Below are 18,437 nucleotides of genomic sequence, written 5' to 3' on the forward strand. Positions count from 1 at the left end.
TCGGCCCGGCAAAAGTAAGTTGAACGCATGCGATGCGGACCGGTGAGACCACGATGAGGATCGGGGGCGTGCTGCTCGCCGCCGGGGCCGGTTCGCGCATGGGCATGCCCAAGGCACTCGTCGTCGGCGCGGACGGAGAGCCGTGGCTTGCGCGCGGCGTGCGAGTGCTGGCGGACGCGGGATGCGAGCCGACCGTCGTGGTGCTCGGTGCCCGCGCCGACGAGGCCGAGGGCCTACTGCCCGCCAGTGTCCCCGTCACCGTCGGGATCGCGGAGGACTGGCAGTCGGGGCTGTCTGCCTCCCTGCGCCGGGGGCTGGAGGCCGCGGCGACGTTCGACGACGTCGATGCCGTCGTCATCACCCTCGTCGATCTCCCCGACCTCGGCGTCGACGCCGTCCGACGGGTGGCGACGGTGCCGCCCGGCGACGCCCGCTCGACGCTCCGCCAGGCCCACTACGCCGGACGTCCGGGCCACCCCGTGCTGATCGGCCGGGACCACTGGCTCCCGTTGCGGCGCAGCCTCACCGGAGACTCCGGGGCACGCAAGTACCTCGGGGAACACGGCGCCGAGCCCGTCGACTGCTCCGACCTGGGCTCGGGGCGCGACGTCGATTCGCCGCGCGAACTCCGCTAAACCTTTGGACGAACGGCAGACAATGGAGTCATGTCACTGGAAACGAACAAGGAATTGATCCGGCGTTTCTACACCGAGATCGACGCAGGCAACATCGACGCTCTGGACGAACTCGTCGACGAGAATTACCTCGACCACTCACCGCCGCCGTTTCCCGGCCTCGAAGCGCCGGGGCGTGAGGGACTGAAACAGGCGTTCCGGTTGTTCTGGGAGGCCACACCGGGGACGCACCTGATCGAGGATCAGGTGGCCGAGGGCGACAAAGTCGTTACCCGGCTACTGTGCGCCGGAACTCACACGGGTGATCTCCCCGGCATTCCCGCGACGGGGAACCACATGGAAATGACCGCCACCGTCATCCACCGCATCGAAAACGGTCGGATCGCGGAGAAGTGGTCGGACAAGGACGTCCTCGCCATGCTCCAGCAGCTGGGGGTGATCCCCGCCGCGGCGCGGTGACCGCCACCCTTCAGCGGCTGACGGCCTTTTTGTACCGCCGGATCGCGAACGGCACGAAGATCACCAGCAGCACCGCCGACCATGCCAGTGAGGCGATGACCGGGTGCTGCAACGGCCACGCGTCGGGAACGGTCATGGCCGGGTTGGTGTTTCCGAACAGTTCCCGCACGGCCTGCGTCACCGCGGACACCGGATTCCATTCCGCGATCACCTTCAGCGGACCGGGCAGGTTCGTGGTCTCGACGAACGTGTTCGCGATGAAGGACAGCGGGAAGATGACGATGAAGCTGGCGTTGTTGAACACCTCCGGCGTCCGGATCCAGAGGCCGACCACCGCCATCACCCACGACAGCGCGTAGGCGAACAACAGCAGGAGCAGGTAGCCGAGCACCGCTTCGCCGAGGCTCGAGTGGATCCGCCACCCGATGATCAGGCCGGTCAGCGACATCACGACGAGGCTGACGATGTTGATCAGGACGTCAGTGGAGGTGCGGCCGAGGAGGACGGCGGACGGGGCCATCGGCAGCGACCGGAACCGGTCGATGATCCCCTTCTGCAGATCCTCGACCATCCCGAGGCCCGTCCACGTGGCCCCGAAGATGACTGTCTGCGTGAAGATCCCGGCGATCAGGAACTCGCGGTAGGACATCCCGGGAACCTGGATGGCGCTACCGAACACGTACGCGAACAGCAGCACGAACATGATCGGCGACAATGTGGTGAACACGATGAGGTCGGGGACGCGCTTGATCTTGATCATGTTGCGCTTGGCGATCGTGAGCCCGTCCGCGAGCGCGGTGTGCACGGACGCCGTCTGTGGGGCGCTCATGAGACGTGCTCCTCTTCGGCTTCGTGTCCGGTCAGGGTGAGGAAGACGTCGTCGAGGGTCGGTCTGCGCAGACCGACGTCGAACACCTTCACTCCTCGATTGGAGAGTCGGCCCAAGGCTTCGACGAGGGCGTCCGCACCGCCGGTCACCGGCACCGTCACCCGGCGGACGTTCTCTTCCACCAGGATGTCGCCTGCGGCGAGCGGGGCCAGTTCGTCGCGCACGACCGAGAGCTCGATGCCCTCCCGGACGCTCAGCTCGATGCGCTCACCGCCCACGCGGTCCTTCAATTCGTCGGCGGTTCCGCGGGCGATGACCGATCCGTGGTCGATCACCGCGATCTGGTCGGCGAGCCGCTCGGCCTCTTCCATGTACTGCGTGGTCAGGAGAAGCGTGGTGCCCCTGGCGACCAGATTGTCGATGACATCCCACAGAGCCAGCCGGGCACGGGGGTCGAGCCCGGTGGTCGGTTCGTCGAGGAACAACACTTCCGGCTCGGCCACGAGCGCTCCCGCGAGGTCGAGACGCCGGCGCATGCCACCCGAGTAGCCCTTGACGGGACGATCTCCCGCCTCGACCAGGTCGAACTGTTCGAGCAGCTCACGGGCGCGTGCCTTACTCCGCTTGGACCCGAGGTGGTAGAGCCGCCCGACCATCTCGAGGTTCTCGAAACCGGTGAGGTACTCGTCGACGGCCGCGTACTGTCCCGAGGCTCCGATCCTGGATCGGAGCACGCGCGCATCGTGGACGACGTCGAGACCGGCCACCTCCGCCCGGCCGGCATCGGGGACGAGAAGGGTGGTGAAGACCCGCACCGCCGTCGTCTTGCCGGCACCGTTCGGTCCGAGCAGCGCCATCACCGTTCCCGAGGGGACCGCGAGGTCGACCCCGTCCAGTGCCGTGACCTTGCCGTACTTCTTGACCAGACCCACTGCCGTTATCGCATCGACCATCAGAAGTTCCCATCCGTTGGCGTGTGGACCCAGTGTGACTCGAGGCACCGACAGGGTGCACGGATTATTCGACGTTCCCGGCAGGCCCGGTGCGGCGGTAGTCTGAAATCCGAGCAGGTCAGCGCAGATCTTCGGCAGGAGACAGTGATGTCCGACGCGGCGCCGGAACTCCGGACGGGCCGTGCGGCCTTCGATCGACGAGACTGGCGCGACACCTACGCACGACTGTCGGGCGCCGACCGGCAGAACCCGCTGTCCGGTGACGACCTCGAACTGGTCGCCACCGCCGCCTACCTGCTCGGTGAGGACGACGCCAGCACCGAATGGTGGGAACGGGCGGTGCACGAGTGGGCCCGCGCGGGTCGACCGGTGCGCTCCGCCCGGTGCGCGTTCTGGCTCTCGTTCGTCCTGATCATGCGGGGTGAGCAGGCGCGTGGCGGCGGCTGGCTGAGCAGGGCCCAGCGACTACTGGACACCGCGGGCGTGGACTGCGCCGAGCGTGGCTACCTGCTGGTGCCGCAGGGACTGCAACGGATCGACGACGGTGACGGCACCGCCGCCCGGGACATCTTCCGCACGGTGACGGAGACGGGCGCCCGGTTCGCCGACCCGGATCTGACGACGCTCGGGGTGCTGGGCACCGGCCATTCGCTCGTCCTCCTGGGGGACGTCGCCGAGGCAGTGTCCGCGTTCGACGAGGCGATGGTCGGGGTGACGTCCGACGAGGTGTCTCCGGTGGTGGCGGGAATCGTGTACTGCGCCGTGATCGAGCAGTGCCAGAACATCTGCGATCTCCGCCGGTCCAGGGAATGGACTGTGGCGCTGGAGGAGTGGTGCTCTTCGCAACCCGACCTCGTCCCCTACCGCGGTCAGTGCCTCGTCCACCGCGCCGAGATCCTGCAACTGCAGGGCGATTGGCCCACGGCGATGGACTCGGCGCGGCGGGCGCACGAGCGGCTCGCCTCGCATGCCGCGGCCGGGTCCGCCGCCTACGTGATGGCCGACCTCCATCGCCTGCGCGGCGAGGTCGCCCAGGCCGAGAAACTGTTTCTGGATGCGAACCGCTGGGGCAGGCGACCGCAGCCCGGACTCGCGCTGCTGCGGATGGCGCAGGGGCGGGTCGGCAGCGCGGTCGCCTCGATCCGCTGTGCGGTGGACGAGTCCACCGGCGCCGTGGAACGCGCCCGGTTGCTGCCCGCCTCCGTGGACATCCTGCTCGCCGCCGACGACGTCCCGGCGGCCCGAATCGCCGCCGACGAACTCGACTCGATCGCAACACGGTTCGCCATCCCCTACCTGTGCGCACTGTCCGCGCAGGCGTCGGGTTCGGTGCTGCACGCCGAAGGACGGGGTAGCGACGCGCTGACCGTTCTGCGCGACGCGTGGCGGCGCTGGCAGGACATCGGCGCGCCCTACGAGTGCGCGCGGGTCCGGGAGTCGGTCGCGCTGGTGTGCCGCGACCTGGGTGACGACGACACCGCGCAGATGGAGCACGACCTCGCGTCCGCCACCTACCGGCAACTGGGCGCGGTCCCGGACCTCGAGCGACTGCGGGCAGAGTTCCTCCCCGACTCGACGGTCAGCACTCCCCTCACCCCGCGTGAAGTGTGCGTGCTCCGCCTCGTGGCGGCGGGCAAGAGCAACCGCGCGGTGGCGACGGAACTGTTCCTCAGCGAGAAGACGGTCGCGCGGCACCTGAGCAACATCTTCGTCAAGCTGGGGATCTCGTCGCGGTCCGCGGCCACGGCCTATGCCTACGAGCATCGCCTCGTCGGCCCGACTACATGAAAGTACCCATACGGTCGTACATATCTGCGCCATTCTCCCGACGCGCCACGATCGGCCCGGTCATAGCGTTGAGCATGACCACCGATCACCCCAGGGAAGAAGACAGACTATGTCCACAGAACGCTTAGACACGATCGTGATCGGTGCCGGACAGGCCGGCCTCGCGACCGGATACCACCTCTCCCGATGCGGGCAGCGATTCGTGATCCTCGACGCCCACGACCGCGTCGGGGACGTGTGGCGGGAGCGGTTCGACTCGCTCCGGCTCTACAGTCCCGCCCGGTACGACGGTCTGCCCGGCTGGGGAATTCCCGCCCGGGGTTGGTCCTGGCCAGGGAAGGACGAGGTCGCCGACTACTTCGAGGCCTACGCGCAGCGATTCGCACTGCCGATCCGGACGGGCACCACCGTCGACGGTCTGTCCCGTGTCGGCGACCGCTACGTCGTCACGGCGGGGACCGACCGATTCGAGGCCGACAACGTCGTCGTCGCCTCCGGGACCTGGCAGTCCCCGGTCATCCCGGATCTCGCCGAGCGCCTCGACCCTCGAATCCGGCAACTGCATTCGAGCGACTACCGCAATCCCTCCCAACTACAGGACGGGCCTGTACTGGTCGTCGGGTGCAGCCACTCCGGCGCGGATATCGCGCTGGAGGTCTCCCGCTCGCATCGCACCACGATCTGCGGGCCCGTCCGCGGTGAGGTGCCGTTCGACATCGAGGGACGCCTCGCCCACATCGCGGTCCCGATCATGTGGTTCATGGCCAATCACGTTCTGACGGAACGCACACCCGTCGGGCGGAAGATGCGGACCCACGTCCGCTCGGGTGGCGGACCACTCCTGCGGGTCAAACGAGCCGACCTGGCCGCCGCCGGCGTGGAGCACTTCCTCGTGAAGGTCACCGGCGTCCGCGACGGCAGACCGGTCCTCGACGACGGCACCGCACTCGACGTCCGCAACGTCGTCTGGTGCACCGGGTTCCGCAAGGACACGTCGTGGATCCAGATCCCCGTCACCGGTTCGGACGGGTGGCCCGAGCAGTCCCGCGGAGTCTCGCCGGACCATCCCGGACTGTATTTCGTCGGTCTGCCGTTCCTGCAGGCGTTCGCCTCGATGCTCACCGGCGGGGTGGGCCGGGATGCCCGGTACGTCGCGAAACATATCGCGCGCAGACAGGCACGGGCCGGACTCAGGCCGTCAGCACCAGCCCTGACGTAGGCACACCGGTCCCCGCGGTGACGAGGACGTTCTGCACACCGGAGACCTGGTTCACGGACGTGCCGCGGATCTGACGCACGCCCTCGGCGATCCCGTTCATCCCGTGGATGTACGCCTCGCCGAGCTGGCCTCCGTGGGTGTTGAGCGGCAGACTGCCGTCGAGGTCGATGGCGCCGTCGGCGACGAAGTCCTTGGCCTCACCGCGGCCACAGAAGCCGAGTTCTTCGAGCTGCATCAATACGTATGGGGTGAAGTGGTCGTAGAGGACGGCCAGATCCATGTCCTGCGGTCCGAGTCCGGATTGATCCCACAGCTGCCTGCCGACCAGCTCCATCTCGGGCAGTCCCGCGAGCTCCGGACGGTAGTAGCTGGTCATGATGTACTGGTCGCTGCCGCTCCCCTGGGCCGCCGCCGCGATCACGGCCGGTTTCTGCTTCAGATCCTTCGCCCGCTCCGGTGACGTGACCACGATCGCGATGCCGCCGTCGGACTCCTGGCAGCAGTCGAGCAGGTGCAGGGGTTCGGCGATGAAGCGGGAATTCTGGTGGTCGTCGAGCGTGATCGGTTTGCCGTAGAAGAAAGCGTTCGGATTGGTGGCGGCGTGCTTACGATCGGTGACCGCGATTCGCCCGAAATCAGCACTTGTAGCACCATATTCGTGCATGTACCGCTGGGCGACCATCGCGACGAACGCCGCCGGCGTCGACAGGCCGTGCGGGTAGGAGAACGCATTGTCGGTACCCGACGAGTTCACCTGCTGCACCAGGCCGGAGTTCACCTGCCCGAACCGCATTCCGGACCGCTCGTTGAACGCCCGGTACGCCACCACCACGTCGGCGACACCGGTGGCCACGGCCATCGCCGCCTGCTGCACGGTCGCGCACGCCGCGCCGCCGCCGTAGTGGATGCGACTGAAGAACTTCAGGTCCGGAATACCGACCGAACGGGCAACGGCCGCTTCGGTGTTGGTGTCCATCGTGAAGGACGTCAGGCCGTCGACGTCCGCGGGGGTCAGGCCCGCATCCTCGAGCGCCGCCGTGACCGCCTCGGCCGCCAGCCGTAATTCGCTGCGGCCCGAGTCCTTCGAGAAGTCCGTGGCGCCGATACCGACGATGACAGCCTTGCCCGACAGCCCGCTCATGCATCCGCTCCGTTCGTGCGTCCGTCCAGGACGAGGGTCACCTTCGACGTGATGTGGTCGCCGAGACCGTTCTTCCCGACGACGTCCAGCGTGACGACGCCGTCGTCCACCGACGCCACCGTGCCGCTCAGTGTGAGGGTGTCGTAGGCGTACCAGGGGACGCCGAGGCGCAATGCGATCGACTTGATCACCGCGTTCGGCCCCGCCCAGTCGGTGACGAACCGCTGCACCAGACCCGTGTCGGTGAGGATGTTGACGAAGATGTCCTTCGACCCGCGTTGCTGCGCCAGGTCGCGGTCGTGGTGGACGTCCTGGAAGTCGCGCGTCGCCAGTGCGGCCGAGACGACGAACGTCGGGTCGCCGGTGACGGTCAATTCCGGAAGCGTCGTTCCCACCACGACATCGAGAGTGGACGTCATGACTGCTCCTTCGCTCCGCGCTGCCACGCGTACAGGGTCCACGGCGCGCCACCCGTCTCTTCGTCGCCCGGGAAGTCGAGGTAGATCGCCTCCACCGGCATCCCGACCGTCACCTCCGCGGGCTCGACGCCGCGCAGTTCGCCGAGCATGCGGACGCCTTCCTCCAGTTCGACCAGCGCCACCACGAACGGCAGCGAGCGTCCCGGGACCTTCGGCGCGTGGTGGACCACGTAACTGAACACCGTGCCGCGGCCCGACGCGACGACGTAGTCCGTCGTCTCCGCCTTGTCCTTCCACAGCGCGGGCACCGGCGGGTGCTGCAGCGATCCGTCCTCACGCTTCTGGATCCGCAATTCGTGCGCGGCCACGCCGTCCCAGAAGAACTGGGTGTCCTGCGAGGCGCTGGGCCGCATCATCCTGGTGGGGTCCAGATCGTCGAAGGACGCGCCCTGACCGTTCGCCGACTGTGCCACCGGTTCAGCGGGTTTGGGCGCGAACTTGAGGATGCGGAACAGCATCTCGGCCACGACCTCGTCGCTGCCGTCGTCGTTCGCGACCCGCCACAGGCTGCGGGTGGTGAAGAACCACCCCTCACCGAGGCCCGTCCTCTTCGGACCCACGAGGTCCTCGAGGGTCGTGGTGATGGTGACCTCCTCACCGACCCCCAGGTAGCGGTGGTAGATCTGATCGCAGTTGGTGGCGACGACGGACGTGAACCCGGCCTCGTCGAGGATCGTCGTCATGCGCCCGAGCGGGTCGTCGGATTGCCGGACGGCGTTCAGGCCCTGCATCGTCCACACCTGCGCCATCGCGGGCGGGGCCACGATGCCGTCGTGTCCCGCTGCCCGCGCCGCTGCCTCGTCGACGTAGATAGGATTCCTGTCGCCGATCGCCTCCACCCAGTTGCGGATCATCGGCAGGTTGATCGGGTCCCGCCCGGGGCGAGGAGCGCTCGGACCCGCCGACCGGACCTCTTCCGCGGCAGCGAGGATCTGTTCGGAACTCATTTCGCGCGGCGCTCCTATCGCGGGACTCGGGGAAGTTTCAGACCGGCTGTCGCGATCAGCTCGCGCATCACCTCGTTGACACCGCCACCGAACGTGATCACGAGGTTGCGCTTCACCTGCATGTCGAGCCACCTCATGAGGTCTGCGGTCTCCGGCTCGGAGGGGTCGCCGTAGCGTCCGACGATCTCCTCGACGAGCCTGCCGATGCGCTGAATACGTTCGGTGGCGAACACTTTCGTCGCGGACGCGTCGGCGATGTCGATGGCGTCCGCCTCACTCGACGCCACCTGCCAGTTGAGTAGTTCGTTGAGGCGGTACGTCGCGTGGATCTCGCCGAGCGCGCGCCGCACGTCCGGCTCGTCGAGCAGGTCGTGTGTGACGGCCCAGCTGCGGATGCGGTCGTAGAGACCTCCGACCCGGCCTGCCGGTCCGAGCATGACGCGTTCGTGGTTGAGCTGGGTGGTGATCAGTCGCCAGCCCTGATTCTCCTCACCGACCAGCATGTCTGCGGGAACCCGGACGTCGGAGTAGTAGGTGGCGTTGACGTGATGCGCACCGTCGCACGTGATGATCGGCGTCCAACTGTAGCCCGGGTCCTTGGTGTCCATGATCAGGATGGAGATGCCACGGTGACGCGAATCCGCCGAGCCCGTGCGGACGGCGAGCCACAGGTAATCGGCGTCGTGACCGCCGGTGGTGAAGATCTTCTGCCCGTTGACCACGTACTCGTCGCCCACCCGCACGGCCGTCGTCCGCAGCGCCGCAAGGTCGGTGCCCGCTTCCGGTTCGGTGTAGCCGATCGCGAAGTGCACCTCGCCGGCCAGGATCGCGGGCAGGAATTTGCGCTTCTGCTCCTCGGTCCCGTACTTCTGCAGCGTCGGACCCACCGTCTGCAACGTCACCGAGGGCAGCGGAACATCGGCTCGCACAGCCTCGTTCACGAAGATCTGCTGTTCGATCTCACCGAATCCGCGGCCACCGAACTCGACCGGCCAGCCCACACCGAGCCAGCCGTCCTTGCCCATCCGGCGGATGACCTCACGGTAGGTGCTGCCGTGGCGCTCGGTGCGCATCACCTCGGCCTCGGCCGGCGAGATCAGCCCGGAGAAGTAGCGCCGGAGTTCCGATTGCAACTCACGCTGATCGTCGGTCAGATCGATGAACACCGGGCCCCCACGAGGTCGAGTCGGTACGAGGCGCCGCCCACGAGGCGGGCCAGGTCTTTGGCGGTCGAGTAGTAGCGGTGCAGCGGATACGTGACGTCGACGCCGATCCCGCCGTGTAGGTGGTGCAGAACCTGCATGGCGGCAGGCACTTCGGCGGCGATCCAGTACGCCATCACGTCCAGATCGTCCTGGGCGTCCAGTCCTTCGGACACGCGCCACGACGCCGCGAGCGCCGACACATGGAGGGTGCGGGACGTGACGTAGACGTCGGCGATCTGCTGCGACACGGCCTGGAACGTGGCGAGCGGCTTGCCGAACTGGTGGCGCGTCGCGAGGTGCTCGCCTGCCAGAGCCGTTGCGCCCGAAAGCAGTCCGTCCGCGACCGCCCCGATGGACGCCAGTGCGATGCGGTAGAGCGTCTGCACCGCGTCGTCGCCGGCCGCGAGCAGTTCGCCCCGCGCACCGTCGAACGTGATCGCGAATTCGGGGCTACCCGATGCCGAGGGGGTCGGCGTGAGCGTGACGCCGTCCGCGGCCGGGTCCACCAGCACCACCCCGGTGTCCGTGGGCACGAGGATCCGGTGTGCCCGCTCGGCGAACAGAACCGCGAGCACGCGCCCGGTGACGGAGTAGCCGTCCCCGTCCGCGACCGCGGTCACCGAAGGCCGTGCCGGGAACTGCGCCCCGGGTTCGGCGAGCGCCGCGGTGAACGTGCGGCCGTCGGCGAGACCGGTGAGCAGTGCGTCCTGTTGTGCGTCGTCGCCCAGCGCGACGATGGGCAGCACACCGAATCCGAGCGTTGCGAGGGCCGGGACCTGCGCCGCCTTCCGCCCGACTTCGGTGAGCAGCGCACCGACGTCGGTGACCGAGAGACCTTCGCCGCCGAGACGTTCCGGCAGCGCGAGGGTCAGCAGGTCGGCGTCGGCGAACGCGGCCCAGAGGGCGTCGCCGTCGAGGTCGCGGGCCAGCAGTCCGGCCGCGACCTGAGCCACGGCCTCCTGGGTTTCGTCTCGAGTGAAGTCCACGCTGACAATCCCACTTTCGATTTAGAACGTGTTCTAGTTGTATCACCATCCCGGACCTCGCGAAAGACCAATCGCCGCCCGGCTCAGCCCCGCGGCAGCCCGAGAATCCGCTCGGCCGCGACCGTCAGCAGGATCTGCGTCGTTCCGCCCGCGATGGACAGGCAGCGCGTGTTGAGGAACTCCCGCGCCAGCGGCCCCTCCACCCAGCCGTCCGGGCCGCCGAGTTCCATCGCGAATTCCGCGACCGCCTGCCGCTGCCGGACACCGACGAGCTTGCGGACGCTCGATTCGGGTCCGGGGTCCTGGCCGTCCAGTTGCCGGAGGGTGGTGCGCAGTTCGAGCTGGGAGCCGACGAGCGCGTTGCCGATGAGGTGACCGAGCTTGTCGTCGGTCAGCGGGTCACCGTCCCCGGCGAGCGCGAGCAGTTCCTCCATCGCCTCGCCGAGCGAGGACCCTCCGCCCATCGCGACCCGCTCGTTGGCCAGCGTGGTGCGAGCCAGCTTCCAGCCGTCCCCGAGGTTCCCGACCACCAGGTCGTCGGGCACGAACACGTCCTCGAGGTACACCTCGTTGAACAGGGCGTCGCCGGTGATCTCGCGCAGCGGCGAGATGGTGATGCCGGGGCTCGTCATGTCGACGAGGAAATAGCTGATGCCCTTGTGCTTGGGCACGTCCCGATCGGTGCGAGCAAGGCAGATCGCCCAGTCCGCCTCCTGCGCCCTCGACGTCCACACCTTCTGACCGTTCAGCTTCCACCCGCCGTCCACCTTCTCCGCGGACGTCCGCAGCGCCGCGAGGTCGGAGCCGGCGCCGGGTTCGCTGAACAGCTGGCACCAGATGATCTCGCCGCGCAGCGTCGGGGTGGCGAATCGCTCGATCTGCTCGGCGCTGCCGTGCTCGAGGATGGTCGGCACGGCCCACCAGCCGATCACGAGGTCGGGCCTGCCGACCCCGGCGGCCGCCAGCTCCTCCTCGATCAGGATCTGCTCCGCGGCGCGCGCACCCCGCCCGTAGGGCGCGGGCCAGTGCGGGGCCAGGTAGCCCGATTCCGCGAGGGCCGCGCGTCGTTGCGACTCCGGCCGCGCCACCAGCTCGGCGATCTCGGCGCGGATCTGCCCCCGTTCGTCGTCGAGCCCGGACAGGTCGATCGACAGGTTCCTGCGGGCACCGGCCCGCGTCAGTTCCGTGACCCGCGCCCGCCAGCGGGCGGAGCCGCCGAGCAGCTGCCGCAGCGACGTCGCCCGGCGCAGGTAGAAGTGCGCGTCGTGTTCCCAGGTGAAGCCGATCCCGCCGAGCACCTGGATGCAGTCCTTGGCAGTCTCGACGGCGGCGTCGAGCGTGATCGACGCCGCGACGGCGGCCGCGATCGGCAGCTCGCCGCTGTCCGCGTGCCACGCGTCCTCCGCCGCCACGGCCGCATCCCACGCCGCCGCGCCGGACTGTTCGACGCGGCACAGCATCTCCGCACACAGGTGCTTGATCGCCTGGAACGATCCGATCGGTTTGCCGAACTGCTCGCGAATCTTGGCGTACTCCACCGCCGTTCGCAGACACCAGATTGCAATGCCGGACGCCTCCGCTGCGGCGAGGGTCGCCGCGAGGTCGGGCACGAGCCCGTCCCGCACCCCCGTGACCATCCGGTCGGCCGCCACCGCCACGCCGACGCAGCGCACCCGCGCGAGCGGGCGGCTCTTGTCGATCGTGTCGGCGACCGTGATGTCCAGGCCGTCGGCTGCGCCGTCGACCAGACACCACACGACGCCGTCGCCCGCGTCGGCGGGCAGCAGCACGGACACCCCCGCGTCACCGCCGATCGCGAAGCCCGCGTCGCCGGTGACCGTCAGCCCGCCGTCGGCCCCGAGGGTCGCGTTCACCGGGGAGTTGCTGCCGAGAGCCACCGCGCACGGCATCGCGCCGTCGGCGAGATCCTCGGACCACCGTTTCGCGGCGGCACCGGAGCTGCGCCCGACGATCAGAGCCGCGAGAGCGGTCGAGAGAACAGGACCCGGGACGAGTTCAGTCGCGGCCTGTTCGAGCATCGCGGCGAGATCGACGATCTCCGCTCCCGACCCACCGACCTCGTCGGGCACGGCGACCGAAAAAATTCCGAGCGACGCGAAGGACGGCCACGTCGTGCGCCACGAATCTGCTGGTCCTTGCCGTACTGTGACCAGCGGGTCCGTGGACCGCGCCCAGGCCTGGATCGAACCCGCTGCAGCCCTCTGTTCCTCGGTGGTGGCGATTGTCACAACGGGTATCCGCCTCTCCTGAATGACACATTCGTCTAGAACGTGTTCTAATATGACACCTGGCCATGAGTCAAGGCGCGAAGGAAAACAGGTAATGACGACCAGCTCTCGATCACGGTCCACGACGGTCGCTGCGGCGACGCTGGGCGAGGACGATCTCAGTTCCAACGCGCAGAAGGAACGGCGCAAGCGGATCCTCGACGCGACCCTGGCCCTGGCCTCCAAGGGCGGATACGAAGCCGTGCAGATGCGGGCCGTCGCCGAACGCGCCGACGTCGCCGTGGGCACTCTGTACCGCTACTTCCCGTCCAAGGTGCACCTACTGGTGTCGGCGCTCGCCCGCGAGTTCGAGCGGATCGACTCGCGGGGCAAGAACCCGCCGGGCCGGAACCCGCTCGAGCGGATGCAACTGATCCTCAGCCAGATCACCCGGGCCATGCAGCGCGACCCACTGCTGACCGAGGCCATGACGCGCGCGTTCATGTTCGCCGACGCGTCCGCCGCCGCCGAGGTCGATCAGGTGGGCAAGCTGATGGACCGTCTGTTCGCCCGCGCGATGACGGACACCGAGCCGACCGAAGACCAGTTGGCCGTCGCCCGCGTCATCTCCGACGTGTGGCTGTCGAATCTGGTGGCCTGGCTCACACGCCGCTCGTCCGCGACCGATGTCGCGAATCGGCTCGAACTCACCGTCGAACTGCTGCTCGGTGACGGAAGCCGCAGACCCGAGTAGGACGCGATCGGGGCACAGCCCCGGCCGAGAACGCGCTCACAGCCGTCACATCCCCTAGATTTGAACCTGTGAGCGCCCATGATCTGCCCATCGAACTTCGTCGTGCCCTCTCGAGGGTTGCGCGGACCCCTCGCCTGCTCGTCGCTTCCGATTACGACGGCACGATGGCCCCCATCGTCTCCGACCCCGAGAAGGCGTTCCCCCACGCCGAATCGGTGCGCGCTCTCCGCGCCCTGGCCAGCCTCGCGGGAACGACGGCGGCCGTGATCTCGGGCCGCGCACTCAAGGACCTCGCCGCGCTGTCGCGGCTGCCCGCCGAGGTTCAACTGGTCGGCAGCCACGGCTCGGAATTCGACATCGGGTTCATCCATGCGATCGACGCCGACGCCAAGAAACTTCTCGGTGAGATCACCGAGGAACTCAACCGGATCGCCAAGCTGCACGCCGGCACGTCGGTGGAGGCGAAACCGGCGAGCGTCGCCCTCCACGTCCGCAACGCCGACGCCGAGGAAGGCGCCCTGGCCCTGGCCGCGGTGCGCGCCGACGCCGGGCAGCGCGTGGGCGTGCAGGTCACCGAGGGCAAGGCCGTCATCGAACTGGCCGTCGTCGCCACCGACAAGGGCCATGCCCTCGACCTGATCCGCCACCAGGACGGTGCGACGGCAGCCGTCTTCGTCGGCGACGACGTCACCGACGAGAAGGCGTTCGCGCGTCTCCAGGGCCCCGACCTCGGCGTGAAGGTGGGCCCCGGCGACAGCCTCGCCGAGTTCCGGGTGTCGAGCACCGAAGACGTGGCCGCGGCCCTCGCGTTCCTGCTCGAGGAGCGCCGCACCTGGCTGTCCGGGGCACACGCGCCGCCCATCGAGCGCCTCACCATGCTCGCCAGCCCGCGGACCGTCGCCCTCGTCACCCCCGACGCGACCCTCACCTGGCTGTGTCATCCCGAACCCGACTCGGCGTCCGTGTTCGCGCATCTGCTCGGTGGACCGGAAGCCGGCCACTTCAGCGTCGGCCCGCACCGCAGCGCACTGCCGCTGAGCCAGCGGTACATCGACAGCACCATGACCGTGCAGACACGGTGGGCCAGCCTGTCCGTCACCGACTACCTGCCGCACGACGTCCGTCTGGGCCGCACCGACCTGACCCGGGTGATCAGCGGCAAGGCCGCCGCCGTCGTGACGTTCGCACCGCGGCCCGAGTTCGGGCAGGGCCAGGTCATCCTCGAGGCCGTCAGCGAGGGACTGCGGGTGCACGGCACCAACGAGCCGATCGTCCTGCGTTCCCCCGGTGTGCAGTGGAACGTCACGTCCGACGGCAACCAGCAGACCGCGCATGCCGTCGTCGACCCGTCCGGCGGCGACGTCATCCTGGAATTGCGATGCGGCACCGAAGAACTCGGACCTTCGGAGACGCCCGAGCAGGAGCGCCGAGCACTGGCCGAATCGTACTGGTCGGACTGGGCGAAGAGCCTCACCCTGCCCACGCTCAAACCCGACCTGATGAAGCGCTCCGCGCTCACCCTCCGCGGTCTGGTGCACGTCGACTCCGGAGCGATCATGGCGGCCGCCACCACCTCGCTGCCCGAGGAGATCGGCGGCGTCCGCAACTGGGACTACCGCTACTGCTGGCTGCGCGACGCGGCGCTCACCGCGTCCGCGCTCGTCAGCCTCGGTTCCCTCAGCGAGGCCGAGGGCTACCTCGACTGGGTGCACGACGTCCTCGAGACCCTGCCCGGCCCCGAACGCCTGCACCCCCTCTACACGCTGCACGGTGGCGGTCTGCCGCCCGAGGCCGTCATCGACTCGCTGCCCGGCTACGCGGGCTCACGGCCGGTCCGCATCGGCAACGCGGCCAACCAGCAGGTCCAACTCGACGTGTTCGGACCCATCGTCGAACTCATCCACGACCTGTCCCACGCCCGCGAGAAGCAGGGCGCCCCGGTGGCGCTCAACGACCGTGACTGGGAACTGGTGTGCGCCATGGTCGAGGCCGTCGAACGTCGCTGGTTCGAACCCGACCACGGCATCTGGGAAATCCGCGACAACCCGCGTCACCACGTGTATTCCAAGGTGATGGGGTGGGTCACCATCGACCGCGCGGTAGCGCTGGCCGAGCGCTTCGGCCGCGACATCGAGCCCGGCTGGACGCCGTTGCGCGACAAGATCGCGGATGAGGTGCGCGAGAAGGGCTGGAAAGACGAGGTCCGCTCGTACACCGCCGCCTACGACGGCACCGACCTCGACGCCGCCACCCTGTACATCGGACTGTCCGGGCTGATCGACCCGTCGGACGAGAAGTTCGCGGCCACCGTCACGGCGACCGAGGCGGAACTGCGCAGCGGCTCGACAGTGTACCGGTACCACCACGACGACGGACTGCCCGGCACCGAGGGCGGGTTCCACCTCTGCGCGGCGTGGCTGGTCGAGGCGTACCTGCTGATCGGGCAGCGGTCACAGGCGGAGGCACTGTTCGCGCAACTGGTCGACGCCGCCGGGCCGACCGGACTGCTCAGCGAGGAGTACGACCCCGTCGCCGAGCGGTCGCTGGGCAACCACCCCCAGGCGTACAGCCACCTGGGACTGCTCCGTTGCGCTCAACTCCTGGCCTGAGAGGGAGGCCGGGTCAGCGCTTGGCGGGCCCGGCCGTCGAACCCCGCAGCAGTTCGGTCTCGAGCATCTCGACGGTCGCGACGCCGGAGTGCGACGGGGACATGAGCAGGGCGCCTGCCCGGCGACCCTTCTCCTCCTGAGGTTGCCGCACGGTGGTCAGGCCCTCGCGGAGTGCGTCGTCGACGCCGTCGAATCCGGTGATCGACAGCCGGCCGGGCACGTCGATGCCCTGCCAGCGCGCCCAGTCCAGCGCGCCGAGCGCGAGGACGTCGGTGGTGCACACGAGCGCGGTGATCCGCGGATTCACGCCGAGTGCCTGCGCGGCAGCGGCGTGCCCCGACTTCCCGGTGTGCTCGAACCGCTCGACGACGGTCAGCGTCCGAGGGTCCAGGCCGGCGTCGGACATGGCGTCACGCACCCCCTCGATGCGTTCACGCTGGACGTGGAAGTTCGGTGACCGCAGACGCTCGACGTCGGCCACCCCGTCCGAGCGGTCGCGCCCGAGCCTCATGCTCAGCACGCCGATGTCGCGGTGGCCGAGCCCGATCAGATAGTCGGCGAGACCCCGCATCGCGCCGCGGTCGTCGATGCCGATGAGCGATGCCCCCGGGATCTCCCGCGGCTGATCGCACACGACCACCGGCAGGTGACGCTCGCACACCGCCGCGAGGTACGGGTCGTCGTCCGCCACCGAGTACACGACGAACCCGTCGACGCCCGCCTGCTGCACGACCGCGGCGGCGTCCGCCTCCTCGCGACCCGGACCCGCCGGAATCAGGAGCAGACCCTGCCCGGCGGCCTCGCACGACTCGGCCAGTCCGGACAGAAAGCTCATCGCGGCGGGGTCGCGGAAGGAGTAGCTGAGGGCCTCGGTGAGCAGCAGTCCCACGGCACCGGCCTTGCGGGTGCGCAGGGATCGGGCCACCGGGTCGGGGCCGGGGTAGCCGCGGCGCTTGGCCGCCTGCATCACGCGGTCGCGGAGTTCCGCGGAGAGTTGATCGGGCCGGTTGTAGGCGTTGGACACCGTCGTTCGCGAAATATTGAGCTCGGCCGCGAGCGACGCCAGCGTGGCTTGGCGACGAGGCTGTCGAGACCTGGGCATAGGGGGACGTTAGTACCCGGCCCGCGTTCGGGCGCGTCGGGGCTGCACCGAAAGTGCACTACCAGGACCTATCCGCTAAAGTGCAACGGTAACGGTTTCCAATAGCGTTTAGCGTTCGTCTTCGGTCAGGAGTTTTCTGTGCGCGCTTCCTCAGGTTTTCGTGCCGCCACGGCGGCCGTCGGGCTGTCGTTCGCCGCGGCCCTCACCCTCACCGCCTGCGGCTCCGACACGACCAGTGACGGCGCGCTGACCGTCGTCGCGTCGACGAACGTGTGGGGCAGCGTCGCGCAGGCAGTCGCCGGCGACAAGGTGGACGTCACCTCGATCATCACCGAACCGTCGTCCGACCCGCACTCGTTCGAGGCGAGCCCCACCGACGCCGCCAAGCTCACCGACGCCTCCCTGATCGTCTACAACGGCGGCGGGTACGACCACTTCGTCGACGACATCATCGGCACCGGTAACAGCGACCAGCTCACGGTCAACGCGTTCGACCTCCTCGAGGGCGGCGCGCACGCGGGCGAGGACGAGCACTCGGACGGCGGAGACTCGCACGAGGGCCACGATCACGGCGACGTGAACGAACACGTCTGGTTCGACGTCGACACCGTCGACGCCACCGCGCAGTCCATCGCGGACAAGCTCGGCCAACTCGACCCCGACAACGCCGACGCCTACAAGGCCAATGCCGCCACCTTCCACGGTCAGCTCGAGCAGATCTCCGCGATCACCGACGGAATCGCGGCCGCACACAAGGACGCACCCGTCGTCCAGACCGAACCGATCGCCTACTACCTGCTGCAGTCCGCGGGCCTGAAGGACGTCACCCCGCCCGATTTCACGAGCGCCATCGAGAACGGCAACGACCCCGCACCCGCCGCCATCGCGGCCACGCGACAGCTGCTCACCGACGAGCAGGTGCAGGCCCTCGTCTACAACGTGCAGACGCAGGACCGGGTCACCCAGGACGTGCGGGCGACGGCCGAGTCGGCGGGAATCCCCATCGTCGAGGTGACCGAAACCCTGCCCGAAGGCCTGGACTACATTCAGTGGCAGACCAAGACCGCCGAGTCGCTTGCTGCGGCTCTGCAATAGAACTGATC

The 18,437-nt window shown here is 68.7% G+C and carries 16 protein-coding genes; 7 read left to right on the top strand and 9 right to left on the bottom strand.

All coding sequences use genetic code 11. The features are described from left to right. Positions 1-53 precede the first annotated feature (53 nt). Both ACFVJ3_RS19000 and ACFVJ3_RS19005 read left to right on the top strand, forming a co-directional pair. Positions 54-635: an NTP transferase domain-containing protein gene (locus ACFVJ3_RS19000; RefSeq protein ID WP_378453490.1), complete on the top strand. Its 582-nt coding sequence runs from the start codon at positions 54-56 to the stop codon at positions 633-635. 30 nt (positions 636-665) lie between these two features. Beyond that, positions 666-1,094 carry an ester cyclase gene (locus ACFVJ3_RS19005; protein WP_378453491.1) on the top strand — a complete coding sequence of 143 codons (429 nt, stop codon included), beginning with the start codon at positions 666-668 and terminating at the stop codon, positions 1,092-1,094. A gap of 10 nt (positions 1,095-1,104) precedes the next feature. On the opposite strand, the gene ACFVJ3_RS19010 is transcribed toward ACFVJ3_RS19005, so the two are convergent. Both ACFVJ3_RS19010 and ACFVJ3_RS19015 read right to left on the bottom strand, forming a co-directional pair. Then, positions 1,105-1,923, bottom strand: coding sequence for an ABC transporter permease (locus ACFVJ3_RS19010; RefSeq protein WP_378453492.1), 819 nt, complete (start codon positions 1,921-1,923; stop codon positions 1,105-1,107). Then, positions 1,920-2,876 (bottom strand): ATP-binding cassette domain-containing protein, encoded by a 957-nt coding sequence (locus ACFVJ3_RS19015; protein WP_378453493.1) that lies wholly within the window; start codon positions 2,874-2,876, stop codon positions 1,920-1,922. Before ACFVJ3_RS19015 ends, ACFVJ3_RS19010 begins: the two co-directional genes overlap by 4 nt. A gap of 147 nt (positions 2,877-3,023) precedes the next feature. Here ACFVJ3_RS19015 and ACFVJ3_RS19020 point away from each other — a divergent pair, with 147 nt between their 5' ends. After that, positions 3,024-4,664, top strand: coding sequence for a LuxR C-terminal-related transcriptional regulator (locus tag ACFVJ3_RS19020; RefSeq protein WP_378453494.1), 1,641 nt, complete (start codon positions 3,024-3,026; stop codon positions 4,662-4,664). Between the two features lie 109 nt (positions 4,665-4,773). After that, on the top strand, positions 4,774-5,883 hold the full coding sequence (locus tag ACFVJ3_RS19025) for a flavin-containing monooxygenase (protein ID WP_378453495.1): 1,110 nt from the start codon (positions 4,774-4,776) through the stop codon (positions 5,881-5,883). On the opposite strand, the gene ACFVJ3_RS19030 is transcribed toward ACFVJ3_RS19025, so the two are convergent. From ACFVJ3_RS19030 to ACFVJ3_RS19055, 6 genes are all read right to left on the bottom strand, one after another. Further along, complete coding sequence (locus ACFVJ3_RS19030) at positions 5,855-7,024, bottom strand: lipid-transfer protein (RefSeq protein ID WP_378453496.1); 1,170 nt, start codon at positions 7,022-7,024, stop codon at positions 5,855-5,857. The genes ACFVJ3_RS19025 and ACFVJ3_RS19030 overlap by 29 nt on opposite strands. After that, the gene (locus ACFVJ3_RS19035; RefSeq protein WP_378453497.1) at positions 7,021-7,443 is read right to left on the bottom strand and encodes a MaoC family dehydratase; all 423 of its coding nucleotides are present in this window, start codon (positions 7,441-7,443) and stop codon (positions 7,021-7,023) included. The genes ACFVJ3_RS19030 and ACFVJ3_RS19035 overlap by 4 nt, the downstream gene beginning before the upstream one ends. Then, positions 7,440-8,450: a bifunctional MaoC family dehydratase N-terminal/OB-fold nucleic acid binding domain-containing protein gene (locus ACFVJ3_RS19040; RefSeq protein WP_378453498.1), complete on the bottom strand. Its 1,011-nt coding sequence runs from the start codon at positions 8,448-8,450 to the stop codon at positions 7,440-7,442. Before ACFVJ3_RS19040 ends, ACFVJ3_RS19035 begins: the two co-directional genes overlap by 4 nt. A 14-nt stretch (positions 8,451-8,464) precedes the next feature. Next, the gene (locus tag ACFVJ3_RS19045; RefSeq protein ID WP_378453499.1) at positions 8,465-9,616 is read right to left on the bottom strand and encodes an acyl-CoA dehydrogenase family protein; all 1,152 of its coding nucleotides are present in this window, start codon (positions 9,614-9,616) and stop codon (positions 8,465-8,467) included. Next, positions 9,601-10,641 carry an acyl-CoA dehydrogenase family protein gene (locus ACFVJ3_RS19050; RefSeq protein WP_378453500.1) on the bottom strand — a complete coding sequence of 347 codons (1,041 nt, stop codon included), beginning with the start codon at positions 10,639-10,641 and terminating at the stop codon, positions 9,601-9,603. Before ACFVJ3_RS19050 ends, ACFVJ3_RS19045 begins: the two co-directional genes overlap by 16 nt. Before the next feature lie 83 nt (positions 10,642-10,724). Next, a complete protein-coding gene (locus ACFVJ3_RS19055; RefSeq protein ID WP_378453501.1) occupies positions 10,725-12,890 on the bottom strand; it encodes an acyl-CoA dehydrogenase in 2,166 nt (721 codons plus the stop codon). A gap of 94 nt (positions 12,891-12,984) precedes the next feature. Between ACFVJ3_RS19055 and kstR the strand changes: the two genes are divergently transcribed. Both kstR and otsB read left to right on the top strand, forming a co-directional pair. Then, a complete protein-coding gene (gene kstR / locus ACFVJ3_RS19060; protein ID WP_005566090.1) occupies positions 12,985-13,623 on the top strand; it encodes a cholesterol catabolism transcriptional regulator KstR in 639 nt (212 codons plus the stop codon). A gap of 68 nt (positions 13,624-13,691) precedes the next feature. Next, positions 13,692-16,232 carry a trehalose-phosphatase gene (otsB, locus tag ACFVJ3_RS19065; protein ID WP_378453502.1) on the top strand — a complete coding sequence of 847 codons (2,541 nt, stop codon included), beginning with the start codon at positions 13,692-13,694 and terminating at the stop codon, positions 16,230-16,232. 13 nt (positions 16,233-16,245) lie between these two features. On the opposite strand, the gene ACFVJ3_RS19070 is transcribed toward otsB, so the two are convergent. Next, complete coding sequence (locus ACFVJ3_RS19070) at positions 16,246-17,334, bottom strand: LacI family DNA-binding transcriptional regulator (RefSeq protein WP_378453503.1); 1,089 nt, start codon at positions 17,332-17,334, stop codon at positions 16,246-16,248. Between the two features lie 138 nt (positions 17,335-17,472). Between ACFVJ3_RS19070 and ACFVJ3_RS19075 the strand changes: the two genes are divergently transcribed. Continuing rightward, the gene (locus tag ACFVJ3_RS19075; RefSeq protein WP_378453504.1) at positions 17,473-18,429 is read left to right on the top strand and encodes a metal ABC transporter solute-binding protein, Zn/Mn family; all 957 of its coding nucleotides are present in this window, start codon (positions 17,473-17,475) and stop codon (positions 18,427-18,429) included. Positions 18,430-18,437: the final 8 nt, after the last annotated feature.

The sequence above is a fragment of the Rhodococcus sp. NPDC127593 genome (assembly GCF_042671975.1).
GTDB lineage: Bacteria > Actinomycetota > Actinomycetes > Mycobacteriales > Mycobacteriaceae > Rhodococcus_F.

Bases quoted from the DNA above. Each gene is read 5' to 3' on its own strand.
- ACFVJ3_RS19005 (WP_378453491.1), top strand. From the start codon at position 666: ATGTCACTGGAAACGAACAAGGAATTGATCCGGCGTTTCTACACCGAG.
- ACFVJ3_RS19070 (WP_378453503.1), bottom strand. From the start codon at position 17,334: ATGCCCAGGTCTCGACAGCCTCGTCGCCAAGCCACGCTGGCGTCGCTC.
- kstR (WP_005566090.1), top strand. From the start codon at position 12,985: ATGACGACCAGCTCTCGATCACGGTCCACGACGGTCGCTGCGGCGACG.
- ACFVJ3_RS19020 (WP_378453494.1), top strand. From the start codon at position 3,024: ATGTCCGACGCGGCGCCGGAACTCCGGACGGGCCGTGCGGCCTTCGAT.
- ACFVJ3_RS19010 (WP_378453492.1), bottom strand. From the start codon at position 1,923: ATGAGCGCCCCACAGACGGCGTCCGTGCACACCGCGCTCGCGGACGGG.
- ACFVJ3_RS19015 (WP_378453493.1), bottom strand. From the start codon at position 2,876: ATGGTCGATGCGATAACGGCAGTGGGTCTGGTCAAGAAGTACGGCAAG.
- ACFVJ3_RS19035 (WP_378453497.1), bottom strand. From the start codon at position 7,443: ATGACGTCCACTCTCGATGTCGTGGTGGGAACGACGCTTCCGGAATTG.
- ACFVJ3_RS19000 (WP_378453490.1), top strand. From the start codon at position 54: ATGAGGATCGGGGGCGTGCTGCTCGCCGCCGGGGCCGGTTCGCGCATG.
- ACFVJ3_RS19040 (WP_378453498.1), bottom strand. From the start codon at position 8,450: ATGAGTTCCGAACAGATCCTCGCTGCCGCGGAAGAGGTCCGGTCGGCG.
- ACFVJ3_RS19025 (WP_378453495.1), top strand. From the start codon at position 4,774: ATGTCCACAGAACGCTTAGACACGATCGTGATCGGTGCCGGACAGGCC.
- ACFVJ3_RS19030 (WP_378453496.1), bottom strand. From the start codon at position 7,024: ATGAGCGGGCTGTCGGGCAAGGCTGTCATCGTCGGTATCGGCGCCACG.